The organism is Hymenobacter sp. APR13 (assembly GCF_000737515.1).
Taxonomy (GTDB): Bacteria; Bacteroidota; Bacteroidia; order Cytophagales; family Hymenobacteraceae; genus Hymenobacter.
On record NZ_CP006587.1, the window covers coordinates 1846738 to 1868778 of the forward strand.

At 62.2% G+C, this 22041-nt stretch carries 21 protein-coding genes and 1 tRNA gene; 10 read left to right on the forward strand and 12 right to left on the reverse strand.

The genetic code is table 11. The annotated features are described in order from the left end of the window. Positions 1-161: 161 nt before the first annotated feature. Both N008_RS07695 and N008_RS07700 read left to right on the forward strand, forming a co-directional pair. A tRNA-Phe gene (locus tag N008_RS07695) sits at positions 162-234 on the forward strand. A gap of 153 nt (positions 235-387) precedes the next feature. Then, the gene (locus tag N008_RS07700) at positions 388-615 is read left to right on the forward strand and encodes a hypothetical protein (RefSeq protein WP_044015026.1); all 228 of its coding nucleotides are present in this window, start codon (positions 388-390) and stop codon (positions 613-615) included. Between the two features lie 36 nt (positions 616-651). On the opposite strand, the gene N008_RS07705 is transcribed toward N008_RS07700, so the two are convergent. The 12 genes from N008_RS07705 to N008_RS07760 form a co-directional block, all read right to left on the reverse strand. Beyond that, on the reverse strand, positions 652-1413 hold the full coding sequence (locus N008_RS07705; protein ID WP_044015028.1) for an enoyl-CoA hydratase/isomerase family protein: 762 nt from the start codon (positions 1411-1413) through the stop codon (positions 652-654). Positions 1414-1539: 126 nt separating this feature from the next. After that, positions 1540-3591 carry a phenylacetic acid degradation bifunctional protein PaaZ gene (gene paaZ, locus N008_RS07710; protein WP_044015030.1) on the reverse strand — a complete coding sequence of 684 codons (2052 nt, stop codon included), beginning with the start codon at positions 3589-3591 and terminating at the stop codon, positions 1540-1542. Positions 3592-3975: 384 nt separating this feature from the next. Then, positions 3976-5181 (reverse strand): 3-oxoadipyl-CoA thiolase, encoded by a 1206-nt coding sequence (gene pcaF / locus N008_RS07715; protein ID WP_044018442.1) that lies wholly within the window; start codon positions 5179-5181, stop codon positions 3976-3978. Between the two features lie 191 nt (positions 5182-5372). Next, entirely contained in the window at positions 5373-5810 is a 438-nt protein-coding gene (gene paaI, locus N008_RS07720) for a hydroxyphenylacetyl-CoA thioesterase PaaI (protein WP_044015032.1), read from the reverse strand. Next, positions 5791-6966, reverse strand: coding sequence for a 3-hydroxyacyl-CoA dehydrogenase NAD-binding domain-containing protein (locus N008_RS07725; RefSeq protein WP_044015034.1), 1176 nt, complete (start codon positions 6964-6966; stop codon positions 5791-5793). Before N008_RS07725 ends, paaI begins: the two co-directional genes overlap by 20 nt. A 147-nt stretch (positions 6967-7113) precedes the next feature. Next, the gene (locus N008_RS07730) at positions 7114-7899 is read right to left on the reverse strand and encodes an enoyl-CoA hydratase-related protein (protein ID WP_044015036.1); all 786 of its coding nucleotides are present in this window, start codon (positions 7897-7899) and stop codon (positions 7114-7116) included. A 172-nt stretch (positions 7900-8071) separates the two neighbouring features. Then, positions 8072-8566: a 1,2-phenylacetyl-CoA epoxidase subunit PaaD gene (gene paaD, locus N008_RS07735; RefSeq protein WP_044015038.1), complete on the reverse strand. Its 495-nt coding sequence runs from the start codon at positions 8564-8566 to the stop codon at positions 8072-8074. Between the two features lie 119 nt (positions 8567-8685). Next, the gene (gene paaC, locus N008_RS07740; protein WP_052381311.1) at positions 8686-9486 is read right to left on the reverse strand and encodes a 1,2-phenylacetyl-CoA epoxidase subunit PaaC; all 801 of its coding nucleotides are present in this window, start codon (positions 9484-9486) and stop codon (positions 8686-8688) included. A 3-nt stretch (positions 9487-9489) separates the two neighbouring features. Next, on the reverse strand, positions 9490-9780 hold the full coding sequence (gene paaB, locus N008_RS07745) for a 1,2-phenylacetyl-CoA epoxidase subunit PaaB (RefSeq protein WP_408613550.1): 291 nt from the start codon (positions 9778-9780) through the stop codon (positions 9490-9492). 138 nt (positions 9781-9918) lie between these two features. Then, positions 9919-10875, reverse strand: a complete 957-nt coding sequence (paaA, locus tag N008_RS07750; RefSeq protein WP_044015040.1) for a 1,2-phenylacetyl-CoA epoxidase subunit PaaA — start codon at positions 10873-10875, stop codon at positions 9919-9921. A gap of 212 nt (positions 10876-11087) precedes the next feature. Further along, on the reverse strand, positions 11088-12167 hold the full coding sequence (gene paaE, locus N008_RS07755; protein ID WP_044015042.1) for a 1,2-phenylacetyl-CoA epoxidase subunit PaaE: 1080 nt from the start codon (positions 12165-12167) through the stop codon (positions 11088-11090). 107 nt (positions 12168-12274) lie between these two features. Continuing rightward, positions 12275-12865, reverse strand: coding sequence for a TetR/AcrR family transcriptional regulator (locus N008_RS07760; RefSeq protein WP_044015044.1), 591 nt, complete (start codon positions 12863-12865; stop codon positions 12275-12277). Positions 12866-13472: 607 nt separating this feature from the next. Between N008_RS07760 and N008_RS07765 the strand changes: the two genes are divergently transcribed. The 8 genes from N008_RS07765 to N008_RS07785 all read left to right on the forward strand — a co-directional run bounded on the left by N008_RS07765 (position 13473) and on the right by N008_RS07785 (position 22025). Next, positions 13473-14825, forward strand: a complete 1353-nt coding sequence (locus N008_RS07765) for a sigma-54-dependent transcriptional regulator (protein WP_044015046.1) — start codon at positions 13473-13475, stop codon at positions 14823-14825. Positions 14826-15256: 431 nt separating this feature from the next. Next, positions 15257-15610, forward strand: a complete 354-nt coding sequence (locus N008_RS21460) for a hypothetical protein (RefSeq protein ID WP_052346111.1) — start codon at positions 15257-15259, stop codon at positions 15608-15610. Positions 15611-15745: 135 nt separating this feature from the next. Further along, complete coding sequence (kdpF, locus tag N008_RS24260) at positions 15746-15823, forward strand: K(+)-transporting ATPase subunit F (protein WP_125422174.1); 78 nt, start codon at positions 15746-15748, stop codon at positions 15821-15823. 130 nt (positions 15824-15953) lie between these two features. Further along, positions 15954-17654, forward strand: a complete 1701-nt coding sequence (kdpA, locus tag N008_RS07770) for a potassium-transporting ATPase subunit KdpA (protein ID WP_044015048.1) — start codon at positions 15954-15956, stop codon at positions 17652-17654. Between the two features lie 131 nt (positions 17655-17785). Continuing rightward, positions 17786-19834, forward strand: a complete 2049-nt coding sequence (gene kdpB, locus N008_RS07775; RefSeq protein WP_044015050.1) for a potassium-transporting ATPase subunit KdpB — start codon at positions 17786-17788, stop codon at positions 19832-19834. A 145-nt stretch (positions 19835-19979) separates the two neighbouring features. Beyond that, positions 19980-20540 (forward strand): potassium-transporting ATPase subunit KdpC, encoded by a 561-nt coding sequence (gene kdpC / locus N008_RS07780; RefSeq protein ID WP_044015053.1) that lies wholly within the window; start codon positions 19980-19982, stop codon positions 20538-20540. 3 nt (positions 20541-20543) lie between these two features. After that, positions 20544-20678, forward strand: coding sequence for a hypothetical protein (locus tag N008_RS24040; protein ID WP_262489707.1), 135 nt, complete (start codon positions 20544-20546; stop codon positions 20676-20678). Positions 20679-20915: 237 nt separating this feature from the next. Beyond that, positions 20916-22025 (forward strand): porin, encoded by a 1110-nt coding sequence (locus N008_RS07785; RefSeq protein WP_044015055.1) that lies wholly within the window; start codon positions 20916-20918, stop codon positions 22023-22025. Positions 22026-22041 lie beyond the last annotated feature (16 nt).

Below are 22041 nucleotides of genomic sequence, written 5' to 3' on the forward strand. Positions count from 1 at the left end.
GGGTTGGAGCCGAAATATACTCGGTATGCATAACAAATTATCGATTTTGCCAGCATTGTTTTCGGCCAGAAGATTTTTTTGAGTTAGTGCTTGCAGGTTGAAAATGGTTTACTACTTTTGTGCTCCCCAACGGCGGTAACGCACTCGGGGCACCCAGAGCTGGTAATGTAGCTCAGTTGGTAGAGCACAGCACTGAAAATGCTGGTGTCGTTGGTTCGATTCCAATCATTACCACTCAAAACCCTCTTTGCAAATCGCGAAGAGGGTTTTTTGTTTTCACACTATTCCCTACTGCTCATACAACTAAACCCGCTCACGGCTTTAGTTGTTTTTGCTATTTTTATTAGTATTTTTGATTACTATATGATCTGACTGCTCCTTCTCGCTATGAAACAGAACCTCAGCTACCAAGTGCACTGCCAGGTGATAACTGCGCAGACGGATTGCGGAGAAATAGTTACCGCCAAACGCACTGAACATCAGCTTCTCAGCGCCACTTCAGAAGTGAGCGAGGTCTTCGCTGACCTCTACGAACAATTCCGCAGCCCATGTTTGGTAGGCCTGCAGATTGTCTCCATCCAAAACTGCCAAACGAAGGAATTGCAAGCGGCATAAGGGTAGCGCGGGCCACAGCCTACGCTACCCTTCGTTTTACCGGCTCTTGAATTGACGGATGGCGTCGCGGGTGAAGTCGGACAGCACGAGACGGCCGCTGATGGCGGCGCGCTCCGGCAGTAGCGTATCCCAGTGGTCGGTGCCCTGCCAGATGACGCGCTTGAGGTCGGTGAGGGCCTCGGGGTTGTAGGCGGCCAGCTTGCGGGCAAAGGCCAGCACGGCCGCGTCGAGGGCTTCGGCGGAATCGTGCAACTCAGCGTAGAGGCCTTTCTGCAACGCCCACTCGGCGGGGCGGAACTCGCCGGCATCAAGGGCCAGCTGGGCAAAGGCGGCGGTGCCGATTTTGCGCTCCACGGCCGGCCCTACTACAAACGGCCCGATGCCGACCACCAGCTCGCTCAGCTTCACGCTGGCGTTGGTGGTGGCAAAGCAGTAGTCGGTGGCCGCGGCCACGCCCACGCCGCCGCCAATGGCCTTGCCCTGCACCCGCCCAATGATGATTTTGGGCGCGGTGCGGCAGGCGTTAATCACCTTCGCGAAGCCGGAGAAAAACTCCAGGCCCTGGGCCGCGTCCTCAATGGCAATCAGCTCATCGAAGCTGGCCCCGGCGCAGAATGTCTTTTCACCCTCGCTTTCCAGGATGATGACTTTGGTGACTTCGTCCTGGGCGGTTTGGGTGATGGTGGCAGCCAGTTCCGTAAGTAGCGCGCCCGGCAGCGAGTTGTGTGAGGGGTGGAAGAAGCGGATGGTGCTGATGCCTTCCGGGGTAGTGTGGGTGGTAACGGTTCCTGAGGTCATGGGGAATTAGTAACTGTCATCCTGAACGGAGCGAAGGACCTTATCACGTCTGAACGTTAATCGTAGCAACGACTCGTCCAGCTGTCATAAGGTCCTTCGCTCCGCTCAGGATGACAGACGGGTTATTTATTCCTGGTCTTTCTTTTTCACCATCGTCAAAATCGTGGCGACGGCTACGGTTTCGCCGGTTTCGTCGGACACGTCTACCAGCCAACGCACGATGCCTTTGGCTACGTCGTCGGCGTCGCGCTTTTCCTGGGCTATTTTTTCCTTGACGGTGAGCTTCACGCCGATGGTCATGCCGGGGTAGACGGGCTTGGTGAAGCGGCACTCATCGAGGCCGTAGTTGAGCAGCACGGGGCCTTTGCGCGGGTCCACGAACATGCCGGCGGCCTTGCTGAGCACGTAGTAGCCGTGGGCCACGCGGCCCGTAAACAGCGTGCCATCGAGGGAAGTGGCGTCGACGTGGGCGTAGAAGTTGTCGCCCGATACCTGCGCGAAGTTGGTGATGTCGGCCTCCGAGACGGTGTGGCGGTGGGTGGTGTAGGTCTGCCCGATTTCCAGCTCCTCGAAGTAGTGCTGGAAGGGGTGCTTGTCCTTCTCAATCTGCTTGGCCTTGGGCTGGTACACCTGGGTGATGGCCGTAATCATACTGGGCGAGCCCTGGATGGCTACGCGCTGCATAAAGTGCTCCACGCCGCGCAGACCGCCCATTTCCTGGCCGCCGCCGGCCCGGCCGGGGCCGCCGTGTACCAGCAGCGGCAGCGGCGAGCCGTGACCAGTGCTTTCCTTGGCAACCTCGCCGTTGAGCACCAGAATGCGGCCGTGGTGCGTGGCGGCACCTAGCACAAACTCGGTGGCGGTGGCGGGGCTGTTGGTGGCCACCGAGCATACCAGCGAGCCGCGGCCCATGTTGGCCAGCTCGATGGCTTCGCCTACGTTCTTGTAGGGCATGAGCGTGCTCACCGGCCCGAAGGCCTCAATTTCGTGCGAGTCGGTGAACTTGAACGGCTCGGAGTTCAGCAGCACAATCGGCGACATGAACGCGCCGGTTTTGCAGTCGCCGCCGATAACCTGCACGTTGTCCAGGTCGCCGTACACGATGGGCGTGTTCTGGGCTAGGCGCTGCACCTGCTCGCGCACGCGCTTCACTTGGTCGAGGCCGGCGAGGGCGCCCATGCGCACGCCCTCGGCCTGCGGATGGCCCACGGTGGTCTGGGCCAGGGCCTTGCCCAGGGCAATCTGCACGTCTTCCACCAGGTTTTCGGGCACGATGATGCGGCGGATGGCGGTGCATTTCTGCCCGGCTTTGGCCGTCATTTCCTTGCGTACTTCCTTGATGAACAGGTCGAACTCCACGGTGCCGGGCACGGCGTCGGGGCCCAGCACGGCGGCGTTCAGCGAGTCGGCCTCCATGTTGAACGGCACCGATTCGGCCAGAATGCGCGAGTGGCCCTTGAGCTTGCGGCCGGTTTCCGCCGAGCCCGTAAACGTCACGACATCCTGGTACGTGACGTGCTCGAGCAGGCCGTGGCCCGTGCCCACCACCAGCTGCAGCGCGCCCTCGGGCAGAATCCCCGACCGGATGATTTCACGCACTACGGCCTCGGTGAGGTAGGCCGACGGCAGGGCCGGCTTCACGATGGCCGGCATACCCGCCAGCAGGTTCACGGCAATCTTCTCCAGCATGCCCCAGATGGGGAAGTTGTAGGCGTTGATGTGCACGGCCACGCCCTCCTTGGGCACCATCAGGTGGTGGCCCATGAAGTTGCCGGCCTTGGACAGCGCAATCGGGTCCGACTCGGCGTAGAATGGCGTATCGGGGAATTTGCGGCGCAGGGAGGCGTTGGCGAACAGGTTGCCGATGCCGCCTTCGATGTCAATCCAGGAGTCGGCGCGGGTGGCGCCGCTGCGGTAGCTGAGGGTGTAGAAGTCCTCTTTTTTGCTGTCGAGGTGCAGGGCCAGGGCCTTGAGCATGCGGCCCCGCTCGTGGAAGGTCATGCGGCGCAGCACGGGGTTGCCCACGCGGCGGCCGTAGTCGAGCATGGCCGCGAAGTCGAGTCCCTCGCCGTCGGCAATGGCCACCACCTCGCCGGTGGAGGCGTCGTAGAGTTCGTGCTGGTCGCCGGAGCCCGCCGTCCAGCGGCCCAGGGCGTAGTTTTCGAGTAGTTGTGCCATTGGTGAATTTGGAGGACCTCACGTTCGCCTCACCCCCTAGCCCCCTCTCCAGGGGGAGAGGGGGGCTAGTTTTCTAGCTTTCTAGCTGGGCGGGTTGTGAGGCTTGTGGGTGGGAAGTTTGGGTTGTAGAGACGCAATATTTTGCGTCTCGTCGTTGCTGAGGTTGTTTTATATGCTTTGCCGGTCGCTCAACGGGGAGACGCAAAATATTGCGTCTCTACATCGTGCTTGGGTACCGCAAACTAACGCAAACGGCTCTTTTGTGCGTCGTTCTGACGGTATCAACCACCCCTAACCCCTCCTTTCCAAGGAGGGGAACTAGCATCTAGCTCTAGAAAACTAGTTCCCCCTCTCTTTTGGAGAGTGGGTTAGGGGGTGAGGTCCTTACGCCCGCTCCAGCACCACCGCGTAGCCCTGGCCTACGCCGATGCACATGGTCACGAGGGCATAGCGCTTGTGCTGGCGGTGCAGCTCGCGGGCGGCGGCGTTGAGGATGCGGGCGCCGCTCATGCCCAGCGGGTGGCCCAGGGCAATGGCGCCGCCGTTGGGGTTCACGCGCGGGTCGTTATCGGCGAGGTGCAGGGCGCGCAGGCAGGCTAGGCTTTGGGCAGCAAAGGCCTCGTTCAGCTCGATTACGTCGATGTCGTTGAGGGTGAGGCCGGCCTTCTGCAGGGCCAGCTGGCTGGCCGGTACCGGGCCGATTCCCATGATGCGCGGCTCCACGCCGGCCACGCCCATGCTCACGATGCGGGCCAGCGGCGTGAGGTTGTGCTGCTTGATGCCGTCTTCCGAGGCCAGCAGCAGGGCCGCCGCGCCGTCGTTGAGGCCGGAGGCGTTGCCGGCCGTGACGGTGCCGGTTTTGCGGAACGCGGGGCGCAGCTTGCCGAGGCCTTCGAGGCTGGTGTCGGGCTTCAGGAACTCATCTGCGGCGAAAAGCACCGGCTCGCCTTTGCGCTGCGGAATGGGCACCGGCGCAATTTCCTCGGCCAGGCGGCCGGCCTGTTGGGCGGCGGCGGCTTTCTGCTGCGAGTGGAGCGCAAACTGGTCCTGGTCGTCGCGGCTGATGTGGTACTGGTCCACCAGGTTTTCGGCGGTTTCGCCCATGGCGTCGGTGCCGTAGAGGGCCTGCATCTGGGGGTTGATGAAGCGCCAGCCGAAGCTGGAATCGTACATCTGCGAGTCGGTGCCGAAGCCTTTGCTGGGCTTGGATACCACCAGCGGGGCGCGCGTCATGTTCTCCACCCCGCCCGAAATGAACAGGTCACCGTCGCCGCTGCGGATGGCGCGGGCGGCGGCAATGCTAGCCGAAAGGCCGGAGGCGCAGAGGCGGTTCACGGTTTCGCCGGGTACGGTGGTGGGCATACCGGCCAGCAGCAGGGCCATACGGGCCACGTTGCGGTTGTCTTCGCCGGCCTGATTGGCGCAGCCCAGCAGCACATCGGCCACGGCGGCGGGGTCGAGGTCGGGGTGGCGGCGCAGCAGCTCCTGGATGGCGTGGGCCGCCAGGTCGTCGGGCCGCACAGCCGCGAGCGTGCCGCCAAAGTTGCCAATGGGCGTCCGGATTCCGTCGATGAGGTAGGCTTGGGTCATGGGGTGGGTGATGGTGATGATTGGGTCAGGAAAGAACGTCATGCTGAGCTTGCCGAAGCATCTCGCGTGCTGAGGTTGCTTCACTAGCCCAGGGTTTAAACCCTGGGCTACGGAGCGGTTACCATCTGCTTACTATAGCAACGTCAGCACGCGAGATGCTTCGACAAGCTCAGCATGACGTTCTACTTGCTTCACAGCACTTCCTTGCTCGTCCGGTAGGCGGTGCCTTTGAACAGGGCCAGTGGGGTGCCGTGCTGGTTGGTGAGGCGCAGCTGGTACACCCCGATTTTGTGCTTGAGGCTTTCCTCGCGGGCTTCCACGGTGATGAGGTCATCGGGACGGCCGGGTTCGAGGAAGTCGATGGTGGCGCTGAGGGCCACGCTCTGGCGGCCGTGGCTGTTGCAGGCGAAAGCAAACGCCGAATCGGCGGCGGCGAAGGCCACGCCGCCGTGCAGGATGCCGAAGCCGTTGAGCATCTCGGGCCGCACCCGGAAGTGCAGGCGGCAGTAGCCGGGGGCCATTTCGTCCACTTCCAGCCCCATCCAGTGGCTGAAAGCGTCATCCTGCAGCATCTGGTCTTTCACGGCTTCGGCGCGCTGCACGGCGGCGCTAGCGGGCGGCTGGCTCATGCTGGGCGAACGTGTGGCCGGCCCGGACCAGGCGGCGCAGCAGCGGGCTGGCGCGGTAGCGGTCCTCGTGGTAGTCGGCGTAGAGGTCGTCGAGGGTGGTCAGCACGTTCTGCAGGCCCAGCTCGTCGGCCCAAGCCAGCAGGCCTTTGGGGTAGTTGACGCCCTTGGTCATGGCCAGCTCCAGGTCCTGGCGGGAAGCCACGTTGAGGGCCAGCGCGTCGGCGGCTTCGTTGATGAGCATGGCCAGCACGCGATGCACGATGTGGCGGCCCAGGGCTTCGTCGCGGGTGGGCTCGGGCGGGGTGGCGCCGTCGCGGTAGTCGTAGAAGCCACGGCCCGATTTGCGGCCGTAGTAGCCAGCCTCGAACAGGCGTTTCTGGGTGAAGCTGGGCTTGTAGCGCGGGTCGAAGAAGAACGAGGTAAACACCGACTCCGTGACACGGTAGTTCACGTCGTGGCCGATGAAATCCATCAGCGCAAACGGCCCCATCCGGAAGCCGCCCAGCTCAGTCAGCGCCCAGTCGATGGTAGCCATATCGGCCACGCCTTCTTCCAGCAGCCGGATGGCCTCGCCGTAGAACGGCCGCGCCACGCGGTTCACGATGAAGCCCGGCGTGTCTTTGCACAGCACCGGCAGCTTGCCCCAGCTCTGCACCAGCTGGCGGATTTCCCCGGCCAGCCCGGCGCGGGTCTGAACCGCCGGAATGATTTCCACCAGCTGCATCAGCGGGGCCGGGTTGAAGAAGTGGATGCCGATAAACCGCTCGGGCCGCTGGCAGGCCGCCGCAATGCTGGCAATCGACAGCGAGGACGTATTGGAGGCCAGCACGCACTCCGGCGTCACCACCAGCTCCACTTCCCGGAACAACTGCTGCTTCACGCCCAGGTCTTCCACAATGGCTTCCAGCACCAGCCCGCAGTCGGCAAACTGGTTGATGTCGGTGGTGGGCTGCACGCGGGCGGCGGCGGCTTCGGCCGCTTCCGGGGTGATTTTGCCTTTCTCCGCGAGCTTCTGCAAGCCGCCGCGGATGCCGGCTATGGCCCGTTCCAGCGCGGCCGTGTTCTGGTCGAGCAGGCGCACCGGGTGGCCGGCCTGGGCCACCACCTGCGCAATCCCCGCCCCCATAGCCCCGCTCCCGATAATTCCGATGGTCATTCTTTTAGTGCTTAGTGCCTTGTGCTTAGTTGAACGTCATGCTGAGCTTGTCGAAGCATCTCGCGTGCTGATGTTGAGTTACTATTTCAATGTCAGCACGCGAGATGCTTCGACAAGCTCAGCATGACGTTCTTATTTCATACCGTTTTACTGCCCCGTAAACGTCGGCTGGCGCTTTTCCATGAAGGCCGAGACGCCTTCTTTGTAGTCGGCGGTGCTGCCGGCGCGGAGCTGGTAGTCGGCTTCGGCGCGGAGCTGCTGGGTGAGGGTGTTGGCGAAGGTGCCGTTGAGCAGCTGCTTGGTGTAGGCGAGGCCCTTGGTGGGCATGGCGGCCAGCTTGCGGGTCAGGGCATCTACTTCGGTGTCGAACTGGTCGTCGGCAAACGTCTTGTAGATCATGCCTATCTGCACGGCTTCTGGGGCCGATACCTTGTCGCCGGTCATCATCAGGGCCGTGGCGCGCTGCAGGCCAATGAGGCGGGGCAGGAAGTAGGTGCCGGCGCTGTCCGGAATCAGCCCGATTTTGCTGAATGCCTGAATAAACGAAGCCGACTCGCGGGCCACCACGATGTCGCAGGCCAGGGCCAGGTTGGCGCCCGCGCCGGCGGCCACGCCGTTTACGGCCGCCACTACCGGCTTGTCCAGGGCCCGAATCAGCTCCACGATGGGGTTGTAGAGCTGCTCCACAATCTCGGCCACCTCGGGGCTGTCGGGGCCGGTGATTTCCGCCAGATCCTGGCCGGCGCAGAAGGCTTTGCCGGTGCCGGTGAGCAGCACGGCGCGCACCTCGGGGTTCTGCTGGCACTCGCGTAGCCGCTGCTGCAAAGCCAGCGCCACTTCCTTGTTGACGCTGTTGAACACCTGCGGCCGGTTGAAGCGGATGGTAGCCACGCCGGCTTCGAGGGAGAAGAGAAGTGAGGAAGTTTCGGACATAGTTCAGGAGTAGGGTGGGACAGGATGAAAAACGGCCGTCATGCTGAGCGTAGCCGGAGGCGAAGTCGAAGCATCTCGCATGCTGACGTTGAATTACCGTTGCAACGTCAGCACGCGAGATGCTTCGGCAAGTGGACGCCAGATGGAGCATGACGTTTTTATGCCAGCTGCATCACGCGTGGCACTTGAAGTAGTCGAAGGGCTCCAGGCAGTCGTCGCACTGGTAGTGGGCTTTGCAGGCGGTGGAGCCGAACTGGCTGACCAAGTGGGTGTGAGTGGACTTGCAGAGCGGGCAGCGCACAGCCGTATCGGCCCCGAACAGGTTGAGGACGTGGCCGGTGGCGGTGCCATCCACGGGCGGGGCAATGCCGTAGTCTTCCAGCTTCTGGCGGCCGGCCTGGCTCATCCAGTCGGTGGTCCAGGCGGGGCTGAGCTGGTTGTGGATGTGCACCTGCGTGAGGCCCTCAGCCAGCAGCCGCAGCCGGATTTCGGTGGCAATGGTGTTCATGGCCGGGCAGCCCGAGTAGGTGGGCGTGATGGTGACGTGCACCTGCTCGCCTTCCAGCCGAACCCCGCGCACAATGCCCAGGTCCAGGATGCTGAGCACCGGCACCTCAGGGTCGGAAACCTCTTCCAGCAACTGCCAGATGTGCGCTTCGGTGGGCATTACGTGGGGTTAGTTGAGCGGCTGTAGAGACGCGACACTTCGCGTCTCATTGTTGCTGATGTTGTTTTGGCTAGTTCGTTCTTGCGGGAGACGCGAAGTGTCGCGTCTCTACAGCCAATTTACCACTGCATGCCCGGGTACGTCCGCTGCATATATTGCAGCTCGGCCAGCAGGTAGCCCAGGTGCTCGGAGTGGCGGCCGTCTTTGCCGCCTTGCTGGGCAAACACGTTTTCCGGCACGGGCAGGGTGGCTTCCTCGAATACGCGCGCGACGTGGGCGTTTATCTGCTGTTGCAACGCGGCGTAGTCGGGCACGAGGCCGGCGGCTTGCAGAGTTTGCTCGGTGGCGGTGGGCGTGGTCAGCTCGCCGCCGAAGCGCCACAGGTTGCGGATGGCCTTCTCGATGCGCCGCCGACTCTCATCGGTGCCGTCGCCAAGGCGAATCACCCACTCCGAGCTCCACTTGATGTGATAGGCCGCCTCCTTCACCGATTTCTCGGCAATGGCCGCCAGGTGCGCGTCGGGACCCTGCTGGAGCTGGAGCAGCAGGTGATAGTGGAAGGCATCGTACAAGAACTGCCGCACGATGGTGTGGGCGAAATCCTGGTTGGGCTGCTCCACCAGCAGCGGGTTGCGGTACTCCACGGCGGGCCGCAGGTAGGCCAGGTCGTCTTCGGTGCGGCCCTGGCCTTCCAGCTCGGCGGCGTACTGGTAGTAGCTGCGGGCCTCGCCCAGCAAATCCAGCGCAATGTTGGCCATGGCCAAGTCCTGCTCAAGGATGGGGCCGTGCCCGCACCACTCGCTCAGGCGGTGGGCCAGAATCAGGCTGGTATCGGCCAGCTGTAGCACGAAGGGCAGCAGCTGCCGCTGCGTTTCGGTGACAGTGGCCAGGGCCGGCGTGGGCGTGAAGTCGTCCGTCATCGGTTACATGTGCTTGATGGAATCCGGCACCTGGTAGAAGGTCGGATGGCGGTAGATTTTGTCGTTGGCGGGCTCGTAGAAAGCGGCCGCGTCGTCGGGGTTGGAGGCGTGCACGTGCGTGCTTTCCACCACCCAGATGCTCACGCCTTCGAGGCGGCGCGTGTACACGTCGCGGGCGTTCTGGATGGCCATGGCGGCGTCGGCGGCGTGGAGGCTGCCCACGTGCTTATGGTCGAGGCCCTGTTTGCTGCGGATGAAAACCTCCCACAGCGGCCATTCTTGTTGCGTCATCATTTTGTGCTTAGTAGAACGTCATGCTGAGCTTGTCGAAGCATCTTGCGTGCTGACATTGAGTTATTATTTTCAGCGTCAGCACGCGAGATGCTTCGACTTCGCCTCCGGCTCCGCTCAGCGTGACGTTCGATGATAAACTTACGCGGCCGACTTGGCCAGCTCGCGGGCGGCGCGTTTAGCGGCGTGGGCCAGGGCGGCTTCGCGCACCCAGGCGCCTTCTTCCCAGGCATCTACGCGGGCCTGCAGGCGCTCCTGGTTGCAGAGGCCGTTGCCTTTCACCACGTTCCAGAACTCCTCCCAGTTCACCTCGCCGAAGTCGTAGGCCTGGCGCTCCTCGTTCCAGCGCACCTTCTCATCGGGCACCGTGAGGCCCAGGAACTCGGCCTGGGGCACCATCATGTCCACGAATTTCTGGCGCAGCTCGTCGTTGGTGAAGCGCTTGATGCGCCACTTCATGCTCTGCTCGGTGTTGGGCGAGTCGGCGTCGGCGGGGCCGAACATCATCAGCGTGGGCCACCACCAGCGGTTGAGTGCTTCCTGCGCCATGGCTTTCTGCTCGGGCGCGCCTTCGCACAGGGTCTGCATAATCTCGAAGCCCTGGCGCTGGTGGAAGCTTTCCTCCTTGCACACGCGCACCATGGCGCGGGCGTAGGGGCCGTAGCTGGTGCGGCACAGCGGCACCTGGTTCAGGATGGCGGCGCCATCCACCAGCCAGCCCACGCAGCCCATATCGGCCCAGCTCAGGGTGGGGTAGTTGAAGATGCTGCTGTACTTGGCCTTGCCCGAGTGCAGGTCGGCCAGCATCTGGTCGCGGGTAGTACCCAGGGTTTCGGCGGCCGAGTAGAGGTAGAGGCCGTGGCCGGCTTCGTCCTGCACCTTGGCCAGCAAGATGGATTTACGCTTCAGCGAAGGGGCACGGGTAATCCAGTTGCCTTCGGGCAGCATGCCCACCAGCTCGGAGTGCGCGTGCTGCGAAATCTGCCGGATCAGCGTCTTGCGGTACGCCTCGGGCATCCAGTCCTTGGGCTCGATGCGCACATCGGCATCAATGCGGGCCTGAAACTGTTCTTCCTGGGTGAGTTCTAGGGTTTCCATGCGCCTTCAACAAAGGTTAACTAACAATCGTTAGTTAAATGTAAGGAAAATTTTGGGCTGCTGGGCTGCAGCATCTCAAAAGAACGTCATGCTGAGCGAAGCCGGAGGCGTAGTCGAAGCATCTCTACCGCTTCGTATGATTACTAGCGCAACGAAGCGGTAGAGATGCTTCGGCAAGCTCAGCATGACGTTCCTTTTTATTAGCCTCCTCTTTACTGGTCGAAATCCACCACTACCCGTTCCGAAGTGGGGCGGGCCTGGCAACTGAGGACGTAGCCCTGGGCCACTTCCTTTTCGGAAAGCGAGTAGTTCACGTCCATTTCTACGGTGCCTTCCGTCACGCGGCAGCGGCAGGTGCTGCACATGCCGTTTTTGCACGAATACGGCGCATCAGCCCCGGTTTCGAGCACCGCGTCCAGAATCGTGTCGCCGTAGTACGACATTTCTAGGATGCGCTTCGTGCCTTCCAGCTGCACCGTTACCTGGCTGTGCTTGTCGTCCTGGCCGGCGGGGCGCTGGGCCTGGCGGGCAGCGGCTTTCTGGGCGCCGGCGGCCGAGGCAAACAGCTCGAAATGCACCTTCTCGGGCGCAACGCCAGCTTCCAGCAGCACACTTTTCACCTCCAGAATCATCTCCTCGGGCCCACACAGAAACGCCTCGTCGATTTTCTGCGCCGGAATGATTTTGTCGAGGAACACGCGGGCTTTGGCGCCGTCGATGCGGCCGAACAGCAGATCGGTGTCGCCCTGCTCGCGGCTGAGCACGTGGTACACGCTCAGGCGCTGCAGGAAGCGGTTTTTCAGGCCCTCGATTTCTTCCTTGAAGATGATGGAGTTGCGGCCCCGGTTGCCGTAGATAAGCGTCACGCGGCTATTGGGCTCCGTTAGCAGCACTGTTTTCAGGATGGACAGCACCGGCGTGATGCCCGAGCCGGCCGCGAACAGCACGTACTGTTTGGCCTGTTCGGCGTGCAGCTCGGTGGTGAAATGGCCCATCGGGGGCATCACCTCCAGCTCGTCGCCCACGCGCAGTTCCTGCACGGCGTGGGTGGAAAAGCGCCCTTCCGGCACCTGCTTGATGGCCACGCGCCACTCGTTTTCCAGCGGGCTGCTGCAGATGGAGTAGCTGCGGCGCACTTCCTCGCCGTTCAGGTTCCGCCGAAACGTGAGGTACTGGCCCTGCGTGAACCGGAACGTGTCGCGCAGCTCGGCGGGCACGTCCAGCGCCACGCTCACGCAATCAGGCGTTTCGCGGGTGATGCTCTTGACTTTAAGCGTATGAAAGCGGCTCATTTTTTTAGTGCTTCGTGCATGGTGCTTGGTGCTTAGTGACTGGGGCTTTGTCCGCTCTTATCTTCATTGCCAGAGCGACCTAAGCACCAGGCACCAGGCACTAAGCCCTATAAATCCTGTTTCCTCAGCCCCGACAGGAGCATGGTGATGATGTTTTCTTCGAGCTCCTCGGCCGTGACGCCGCGGCCCGGGCGGTACCACAGTTCCACCCAGCGCACCGCCGACAGAATGGTAAACAGGGCCACCGACACGTTCACAGGCTGCAGCTCGCCGGCTTCAATGCCCTGCTCGATGAGGGCCGCGAAGCCTTTCTCGTAGTTTTTGCGGGCTTCCTTGAACTCGGTCAGGCGCGGCTCGGGCAGGTACTTCCAGTCGTTGTTGGCCACCGACACGGCCGCGCCGTCTTCCACCATCAGGCGGATGTGCAGCCGGATCAGGGCCTTGATCTTGTCGACGTACGAGGCTTCGGTGCGCTCAATCTCGGCCAGCTGCGAGATATAGGTGTCGGAAACGTGGAAGCAGATGTGGTCGAGCAGCTCGTCTTTGGAGCTGATGTGGTTGTACATGCTGGCCGCCTCCATGCCCACCTGCGCGCCCAGCTCCCGCATGGAGGCGCCGCTGAAGCCGCGGGCCTTGAACAGCTTGGCGGCTTCTTCCAGAATAATCTGGCGCTTATTGGACTTAGTTTTTTTGGCCATGAATGGAAAGTAGCACTATCTGCATGTAAGTGCTGAGCAGCCCGACAACCGTTTTATCCGGGCAGGAAACCACCAACAACTCATTCGCAAGGCCCTCAAAAGTACGTAGCGTTGAGCTCCAAACAAACATTCGTTAGTTGAACCACTTACAAAATTCCGGCTTTTGGCTTTCAGCCTGATTTGTTCAAATATCTATAAACAAATCACTTACATATTTATTAGAGATTATAAGTGAGTGAATACTCACCTAAAAAGCAGCTACTCACCATGCCGGGCCGGATTCTTTGCTTAATATTGTTCCGGCTATCGCACGGTGAATCCCCCCCGCCGGGTGGTAGCAAATTCCCACAGTGATTACCCGGACGTCTGCCCCACCCCGTCCGGTTCCTGTTCACCGAAAACCGCATTCCCTGCTTCGGCGGGTTGAGAGTCGGTTATCGAATTTCTACCCCGGCCGAAGCGGATTTATTTCTGCTTCGGCCGGGCTGTTTTTGGGCGGATTTGGTGGCGGCGGCGTTTTCCGGAGCCCGTGCGAACTGCCGGCGGTTTCGCGCCTAGCGGCCGGGCGGCTACCTTCGCGGCGCTTCCCTCCTACTGCTGCCCGCCCATGCCTAACGGAACCCTGCTGCTCATCGACGACGAAACCAGCCTGCGCCAGCTGCTGGCCCGGGTGCTGGAGCTGGAAGACTACACCGTGCTGCAGGCCCCCGACGCCCGCCGCGGCCTGGAACTGCTGCGCCAGCACGCCGAGGACGTGCTGGTAGTGCTGAGCGACGTGAAACTGCCCGACGGCTACGGCCTCGACCTGCTGCCGCGCTACAAGCAGGTGGCTCCGCTGGCCGAAGTCATTCTGATGACGGCCTACGGCACCATTCCCGACGGCGTGCGGGCCATGAAGGAGGGCGCCTTCGACTACCTCACCAAAGGTGATTCCGACGACCAGTTGCTGGTGGTGGTAGACCGCGCCGCCGAAAAAGCCCGCCTGCAACGCCGCGTGGCCGACCTCGAAAAGAAAGTAGGCGCTCAGTACAGCTTCGACAGCATGATTGGCCGCTCCCAGGCGCTGCTGCAGGCCCGCAAGCTGGCCGAGCGTGCCGCTCCCACCGACAGTACCGTGCTACTGGAAGGCCCCACCGGCGCGGGCAAAGAGCTGTTTGCCCAGGCCATCCACCAGGCTAGTCCGCGCCGCAGCAAGCCGTTTGTAGCCGTGAACTGCTCGGCTTTCCCGAAGGATTTGCTGGAATCGGAGTTGTTTGGCTATAAGAAGGGTGCGTTTACGGGCGCGCTGACGGATAAGAAGGGTCTGCTGGAAGAGGCCAACGGCGGCACCCTGTTCCTGGACGAAATCGGGGAGCTGGAGCTGAATGTGCAGGCCAAGTTCCTGCGGGTGCTCGAAACCCAGCAGTTCACCAAGCTCGGCGACACCAAGCCCACTAGCGTGAACGTGCGCATCGTGGCGGCCACCAACCGCAACCTGCGCCAGGAAGCCGAAGCCGGCCATTTCCGGCCCGATTTGTACTACCGCCTGGCCGTGTTTACGGTGCCGGTGCCGGGCCTGAACGAGCGGCGCGACGACGTGCCGCTGCTGGCCGAATACTTCCTCCAATTCTTCGCCGGTAAGCTGCGCCGCCGCCTGCGCGGCCTAGAGCCCGAGGTGCTGGAGCAGCTGCGCCGCCACGACTGGCGCGGCAATGTGCGGGAGCTGAAAAACGTGCTGGAACGCGCCGCCATCCTCGCCGACGGCGACACGCTCACCACCGACGACCTGCCCGCCGAGTTCCACTACCTGCCCGCCGCCCCCGGCACCGATGAAGCCTCCGACAACAGCCTGCGCACCCTGGAAAAGCGCCAGATCCGCCAAGTGCTCCACGATACCGGCGGCAACAAAATGGAAGCCGCCCGCCAGCTCGGCATCGGCACTAAAACCCTCTACCGCAAAATCCAGGAATACGGGCTGTAGAGACGCAATATCTTGTGTCTCGTCGTTGAACGACGACGCCTGCGCCCCAGGGCTGAAGCCCTGGGCTACGTAGCGTCTGCCCGTTCTCACTCACTAGCCCAGGGCTTCAGCCCTGGGACATAAGGACTACCAAACCGGGTTATTCTGACCAGCGCACCGGGTCAGAATGACCCGGTTTTTTTGTGCGCGGGGTGTGGGGTGGAAGATATTTAAAAATATTTTAAACTGATAATCAGACAGATAAAGGCAATTTAAAACACAGCATCCGGATGTGGGCCCGGATTGGCAAGAAGCCGCCCGAGCCATTCGTCGATTCGGCAAACGGACCGAACCGGGGCCGGTGCTGGGGTGCCTGACAACCAGCCCAGCGCCATGCCCCGCCGACGCACGGCTCACTCACGGACCCGTTCCACTTTTTTTCATCTCGTCAGATGACTTCTTCTTCCGAAACCGCCACCCTATTGCTGGAAAGCTTCCCCGAACTGGGGGCGGAACTGCAGGTGCCAGCCACGCGCCAGAGCCTGTACCGGCAGCTGAGCTGCTTTGCCACTTTCACCCGCGAAGCCGCCGAGGCCGGCCAGCTGGCCCTGCTCAAGCGCTGCTTCGAGGTGGCCGACCGCCTGCTACGCCAGGGCGACGCTTACCTGGCCCGCGCCATCGAAAATGTGTACCTGCACTGCCTGCACCTCGATGGCAGCACCTACGGCAACCAGCTGGCCCGCCAGCTCATGCCCAGCCGCCTCTACCAGACCTATCACTATCCGCACACCACCATGCTGCCCTAGGGCCGCTGCTTTTCCGCTTCGCCAATGGCTCCGCTCCTAATGATTCCCTTGCTCACGGCCGCCGGCCTGGCCGGTTTCTGGCTCTTCTACAAGTCCGTCGATTTCTTCGACCAGATCTAACCTCGTCGCGCCATGATGGTCACCCTGTTTTTCCTCTCCCTCGCCACGTTCGGCTACCTCTGCTACGTGCTGCTGCGCCCGGAGCGCTTCTAGTTGTCAGTTGCTGGTTGTCAGTTGTCAGGCGCTGGTTGTCAAGCGGTTTATCCTGCCTGATAACGATAAAGTCGACAACTGACAACGAACAACTAGCAACTGACAACCAATAACTGACAACTCACCGAAAATGAACAACGAACTACTCAGCATCGGCGGAATTTACCTCGTTACGCTGGTGCTGGCCCTGCCGCTGGGCGCGTATCTGGCCCGGGTGTTCCGGGGCGAAAAGAACCTGCTCGACTTCATGCGGCCCGTCGAGAATGGCATCTACCGGCTTTCGGGCATTGATGCCCGCCGCGAGATGACGTGGCAGCAGCACATGGTGGCGCTGCTCACCATCAACCTGGTGTGGTTCCTGCTGGCCATGCTGGTGCTGTGTACCCAGGGCAGCCTGCCGCTCAACCCCGACGGTAACCCCTCGATGTCGCCCGATCTGGCCTTCAACACGGCCATTTCCTTCCTGGTGAACTGCAACCTGCAGCACTACTCCGGCGAGTCGGGCCTGTCGTACCTCTCGCAGCTAGTGGTGATTACCTTCCTGCAGTTTGTGAGTGCCGCTACCGGCATTGCGGCGGCCGTAGTGGTGTTCAACGCCCTCCAGACGCGCACCACCGAGAAGCTGGGCAACTTCTACGACTACTTCGTGAAGAGCCTCACCCGCCTGCTGCTGCCCGGTTCGCTGCTGATTGCCCTCATCCTGGCCTTCAACGGCACGCCCATGACGCTGCAGGGCAAGCAGGAGCTGATTACGCTGCAGGGCGACTCGGTGGCCGTGAGCCGCGGGCCGGTGGCCGCCATGGTGGCCATTAAGGAGCTGGGTACCAACGGGGGCGGTTTTTACGGGGCCAACTCGGCTCACCCGCTCGAAAACCCCAACTTTATCACCAACGCCGTCGAGAACATTGCCCTGGTGATTATCCCGATTGCCATGGTGTTTGCGCTGGGCTTCTACCTGAAGCGCCGCAAGCTGGCCTACATGATTTTTGGGGTGATGACGATGGGCTTTGTGGCCCTGTTGGCCCCCACGGTGTACTACGAGATGCACGGCAACCCCGCCATTACCAAGCTCGGCGTCGATCAGGCGCTGGGGGCCATGGAGGGCAAGGAAATCCGCTTTGGAGCGGCGGCTTCGGCCTATTGGAGCATCACCAACACCATCATCAGCTGCGGCTCGGTGAACTCCATGCACGACTCGTTTATGCCGATTTCGGGCATGAGCCAGATGCTGGGCATGATGACCAACGCCTTCTACGGCGGCTGCGGCGTGGGTCTGCTCAACTTCTTCGCCTACCTTATTATTGCCGTGTTCATTGCCGGCCTGATGGTGGGCCGCACGCCCGAGCTGCTGGGCAAGAAGATTGAGGCCCGCGAGATGAAAATTGCCGTCATCGTGACGCTGCTGCACCCGCTGCTGATTCTGGCGGGCACGGCCCTCACGGCTCACCTGTACGCCGGCAACCCCACCGAGTACAGCGGCTGGCTAGCCAACCCCGGCTACCACGGCTTCTCCGAGATGCTGTATGAGTTCACCTCCGCCTCGGCCAACAATGGCTCCGGCTTCGAGGGCCTCGGTGACAACACGCCGTGGTGGAACATCAGCACCGGTGTAGTGCTGCTGCTGGCCCGCTTCCTGCCCATTGTGGGCCCGGTAGCCATTGCCGGCCTGCTGGCCCGCAAGAAGTACGTGCCCGAAAGCGCCGGCACCCTGCCCGCCGACACGGCCACCTTCGGGGTGATGGTGCTGGCCGTCATCGTCATCATCGCCGCCCTGGCCTTCTTCCCGGCCCTGGCGCTGGGGCCGCTGGCCGAGCATTTCTCGCTGTACTAGGCGGAGCCAATATCCGAGACTGTCATGCTGACGAAGGAAGCATCCTATCACGACTGCCTTCATCAGAACTAGTAATCAATGTAGCGCAGGCGTGATAAGGTCCTTCGCTACTCTCAGGATGACAATTACCCATGTCAACTAAATCTCAATCTCTCTTTCAACCCGCGCTGGTGTCGGAGGCCGTGAAACAGGCGTTCGTGAAGCTCGACCCGCGCATCATGTTCCGCAACCCGGTGATGTTCACCGTGGAAATCGGGACGGTGGTGATGCTGCTCGTGACGCTGGGGCTGCTGGTGAAGCCCGATGCCGCCCAGGGCTCGTTCGGTTACAACTTCACCGTGTTTGTGGTGCTGTTCCTGACGCTGCTGTTCGCCAACTTCGCCGAGGCCATTGCCGAGGCCCGCGGCAAGGCTCAGGCCGAAAGCCTGCGCAAAACCCGCGAGGAAACGCCCGCCCGCGTACTCGATGCCAACGGCCAGGAGTCGTCGGTTTCCTCTTCCCAGCTCCAGAAGGGCCAGATTTTCCTGGTGGAAGCCGGCGAAATCATTCCCACTGATGGCGAAATCATCGAGGGCCTGGCCACCATTGACGAGTCGGCCATTACGGGCGAGTCGGCCCCGGTGATTCGGGAGGCCGGCGGGGATAAATCCTCCGTCACGGGCGGGACCAAGGTGCTGTCGGACCGTATTAAGGTGGTGGTGACGACGGCCCCCGGCGAGTCGTTCCTGGACAAGATGATTGCCTTGGTGGAAGGCGCGTCGCGGCAGAAAACGCCCAACGAAATTGCCCTCACCATTCTGCTGGCCGGATTTACGCTGGTGTTCGTGCTGGTGTGCGTGACCCTCGCGCCGTTTGCCGAGTACTCCAAGACCCCCATTGCCATTTCGGCCTTCATTGCGCTGTTTGTGTGCCTGATTCCGACTACCATCGGCGGGCTGCTCTCGGCCATCGGCATTGCGGGCATGGACCGCGCCCTGCGCGCCAACGTCATCACCAAAAGCGGCAAAGCCGTGGAAACGGCCGGCGACATCGACGTGTTGCTGCTCGATAAAACCGGCACCATCACCATCGGCAACCGCAAAGCCACGCACTTCTGGCCTGCCCCCGGCATCACGGAGGCCCAGATGGTAGAAGCCGCCACCCTGGCCTCACTCACCGACGAAACGCCCGAGGGCAAGAGCATTGTGGAGCTGGCCGGCGAAACCCGCCGCTCCGACGTGGCCGGTCTGCGCACCCGCCTGCAAGGGGCCGAGCTGATCAAGTTCACGGCCGAAACCCGCAGCTCGGGCGTGACGCTGCCGGATGGCACCCGCCTGCGCAAGGGCGCTTCCGATGCCATCCGGCAGCTGGCCGCCCGCGCCAACCAGCCCTTCCCCCAGGAAACCACCCAGCGCGTGGAAGCCATTGCCAGCAACGGCGGCACCCCGCTGGTGGTCAGCCAGAACGACCAGGTGCTGGGCGTGGTGGAGCTGCAGGACATCATCAAGCCCGGCATTCAGGAGCGGTTTGAGCGCCTGCGCAAAATGGGCATCAAAACGGTGATGGTCACCGGCGACAACCCGCTCACTGCTAAGTTCATTGCCTCAACAGCCGGCGTGGATGACTTCATTGCCGAGGCCAAGCCCGAGGACAAGATGACCTACATCCGTCGCGAGCAGCAGCAGGGCAAGCTGGTAGCCATGATGGGCGACGGCACCAACGACGCCCCCGCCCTGGCCCAGGCCGACGTGGGAGTGGCCATGAACTCGGGTACCCAGGCCGCCAAAGAGGCTGGCAACATGGTGGACCTCGACAACGACCCCACCAAGCTAATTGCAGTAGTGGAAATTGGGAAGCAGCTGCTGATGACGCGCGGTACGCTCACCACGTTTTCGATTGCCAACGACGTGGCCAAGTACTTCGCCATTGTGCCCGCGCTGTTCATGGTGGCCATTCCAGCCCTGGGCGCGCTCAACATCATGGGCCTGAAGTCGCCGCAGTCGGCCATCCTCTCGGCCGTGATTTTCAACGCCGTAATTATTCCGCTGCTGGTGCCGCTGGCACTGCGCGGGGTGGCCTACAAGCCCATCGGGGCCTCGGCCCTGCTGCGCCGCAACCTGCTGGTGTACGGCCTGGGCGGCGTCATCATCCCCTTCATCGGCATCAAGGTGATTGACTTGGTAGTAGGGCTGTTTTTGTAGGAAATAGAAAAACAAAATCGGCTGTCATCCTGAGCGGAGCGAAGGACCTTATTACGTCTGGATTACGACTGAACGACTTGTTCAGGCGTGATAAGGTCCTTCGCTCCGCTCAGGATGACAGACAAACAATCGACGCAAAATCAACATGAAACAGAACCTGCTTCCCGCATTCCGCCTGACCCTTGTGCTGCTGGTGGTGTGCTGCCTGATTTACCCCGCCTTGGTGTGGGCCGGCGCTCAGCTGGCCCCGGCCGGCGGGCATGGCGAAACCATCAGCCACAAGGGCCGCGTGGTAGGCTACGATAACGTGGGCCAGCGCTTCACCCGGCCCGAATACTTCCAGGGCCGCCCCTCGGCCGTGGATTACAACGCCGCCGGCTCGGCCGGCTCCAACAAAGGCCCCAGCAACCCCGACTACCTGGCTACCGTGCAGGCCCGCCTCGATACGTTTCTGGTGCAGAACCCCGGCGTAACCAAGGCCCAGGTGCCGGCCGAGTTGCTCACTGCCTCCGGCTCGGGCCTCGACCCGCACCTCTCGCCGGCCGCCGCCGCCGTGCAGGTAGCCCGCGTGGCTAAAGTCCGCAACCTCGATGCCGCCAAGGTGCAGGCCCTGGTGACGGAGCACACCCAGCACAGCGCCTTCGGCCCCGACCGGGTGAACGTGCTGCGCCTGAACGTGGTCCTCGACGCCCTGCAGAACCGCTAGCCGGTGGCTGCCTCCGCGCATCGGGCCCGCGCCCACTACCGGCTGCGCGCCCACCGGCACCGCGGCCGCCGCTTCCGCCCCGGCTACACCCTGCTGGCTCTGGCGCTGCTGTGGCTGCTGCTGCAACTAGTGGTCTGAGGCAGTAGCCAGTAGCGCGAACTGTGTAGTTCGCGCCCCCGCGCCGTTGCAACGATTGTCGTTCTGGGGCGCGAACTACAAAGTTCGCGCTACTGCCTCCCGGCTCGTTTTTGTTGCTTTACATCCTCAATTCTGTATTACTTCCCCGCCATCCGCCTGATCAAAAATCGTCAGGCTCCCCCTCTCCCCGTGGAGAGGAGGCCGGGGGGTGAGGTTCTCCGCATTCTTTCTCTCCCAATGAAACCACTGGTTCTCCTTACTGCTACTGCACTGCTCACGGCTTCGGCTGCTACGGCCCAAACCACGCCCGATTCCACGGCAGCTGCGGCGGCTCCGGCCAATCCGCTGACTACCTACGGGTTTGTGGATGGCTACTACGGCTATGATTTCAAGCACGCGGCCACCAACCAGCGGCCCGGCTTTCTGTACTCGCACAACCGCCAGAACGAGTTTACGGTGAACAACGCCGTTATCGGTCTGCGCTACGACAACGGGCAGGTGCGCGGGGCCCTGGGCCTGCACGCGGGCACCTACGTATCGGCCAACTATGCGGCTGAGGACCCGGTGCTCAAGCATCTGTACGAAGCTTATGCGGGCTTTCGACCCTTCAAAAAAGCCTGGCTTGACGTGGGTATTTTCGGCTCGCACATCGGGTTTGAGTCGGCCCTGAGCAAGGACAACTGGACGCTGACCCGCTCGTTGATGGCCGAAAACTCGCCGTACTACGAGGCCGGGGCGCGGCTGACCTACGAGGTGAGCCCCAAGCTGACGCTGACCGGCCTGGCACTCAACGGCTGGCAGAATATCCGCGAAAACAACCAAGCCAAAGCCCTGGGCACTCAGATTCAGTGGAAGCCCACCGATAAGCTACTCATCAACAGCAGCACCTTCTACGGCAACGAGCAGCCCCAGGACTCGGTGCGCCGCCGCCGCTACTTCCACGATTTCTACGTGAGCTACGCCGCCACCGACCGCCTCAGCCTGGCCCTGGTGTTCGACGTGGGCAAGCAGGAAAGCGAGCAGCGCGGCGGCAAGGCCGATACCTGGCACACCGGCGCGGCCTTCGTGCGCTACAAGCTGGCCGATAAGTGGACCGCCGCCGCCCGCGCTGAGTACTACAATGCCGACCGGGGCGTCATTATCAGCACCATTTCGCCGGTAGCCGCCGCCACCGATTTCAAGGTGCAGGCCGCCTCGCTCAACCTCGACTACGCGCCCACCAGCAACGTGACGTTCCGGGTAGAGGGCCGCACCTTCCACGGCCGCCAACCCTTCCTCACCGACCGCAACGGCAACCCCACCCGCAACTACGGCAACCTCACCAGCAGCATCGTGCTGTCGTTTTAGAGTACTCAGCCAGCAC

Bases quoted from the DNA above. Each gene is read 5' to 3' on its own strand.
- N008_RS07700 (WP_044015026.1), top strand. From the start codon at position 388: ATGAAACAGAACCTCAGCTACCAAGTGCACTGCCAGGTGATAACTGCG.
- N008_RS07705 (WP_044015028.1), bottom strand. From the start codon at position 1,413: ATGACCTCAGGAACCGTTACCACCCACACTACCCCGGAAGGCATCAGC.
- paaZ (WP_044015030.1), bottom strand. From the start codon at position 3,591: ATGGCACAACTACTCGAAAACTACGCCCTGGGCCGCTGGACGGCGGGC.
- pcaF (WP_044018442.1), bottom strand. From the start codon at position 5,181: ATGACCCAAGCCTACCTCATCGACGGAATCCGGACGCCCATTGGCAAC.
- paaI (WP_044015032.1), bottom strand. From the start codon at position 5,810: ATGAGCCAGCCGCCCGCTAGCGCCGCCGTGCAGCGCGCCGAAGCCGTG.
- N008_RS07725 (WP_044015034.1), bottom strand. From the start codon at position 6,966: ATGACCATCGGAATTATCGGGAGCGGGGCTATGGGGGCGGGGATTGCG.
- N008_RS07730 (WP_044015036.1), bottom strand. From the start codon at position 7,899: ATGTCCGAAACTTCCTCACTTCTCTTCTCCCTCGAAGCCGGCGTGGCT.
- paaD (WP_044015038.1), bottom strand. From the start codon at position 8,566: ATGCCCACCGAAGCGCACATCTGGCAGTTGCTGGAAGAGGTTTCCGAC.
- paaC (WP_052381311.1), bottom strand. From the start codon at position 9,486: ATGACGGACGACTTCACGCCCACGCCGGCCCTGGCCACTGTCACCGAA.
- paaB (WP_408613550.1), bottom strand. From the start codon at position 9,780: ATGATGACGCAACAAGAATGGCCGCTGTGGGAGGTTTTCATCCGCAGC.
- paaA (WP_044015040.1), bottom strand. From the start codon at position 10,875: ATGGAAACCCTAGAACTCACCCAGGAAGAACAGTTTCAGGCCCGCATT.
- paaE (WP_044015042.1), bottom strand. From the start codon at position 12,167: ATGAGCCGCTTTCATACGCTTAAAGTCAAGAGCATCACCCGCGAAACG.
- N008_RS07760 (WP_044015044.1), bottom strand. From the start codon at position 12,865: ATGGCCAAAAAAACTAAGTCCAATAAGCGCCAGATTATTCTGGAAGAA.
- N008_RS07765 (WP_044015046.1), top strand. From the start codon at position 13,473: ATGCCTAACGGAACCCTGCTGCTCATCGACGACGAAACCAGCCTGCGC.
- N008_RS21460 (WP_052346111.1), top strand. From the start codon at position 15,257: ATGACTTCTTCTTCCGAAACCGCCACCCTATTGCTGGAAAGCTTCCCC.
- kdpF (WP_125422174.1), top strand. From the start codon at position 15,746: ATGGTCACCCTGTTTTTCCTCTCCCTCGCCACGTTCGGCTACCTCTGC.
- kdpA (WP_044015048.1), top strand. From the start codon at position 15,954: ATGAACAACGAACTACTCAGCATCGGCGGAATTTACCTCGTTACGCTG.
- kdpB (WP_044015050.1), top strand. From the start codon at position 17,786: ATGTCAACTAAATCTCAATCTCTCTTTCAACCCGCGCTGGTGTCGGAG.
- kdpC (WP_044015053.1), top strand. From the start codon at position 19,980: ATGAAACAGAACCTGCTTCCCGCATTCCGCCTGACCCTTGTGCTGCTG.
- N008_RS07785 (WP_044015055.1), top strand. From the start codon at position 20,916: ATGAAACCACTGGTTCTCCTTACTGCTACTGCACTGCTCACGGCTTCG.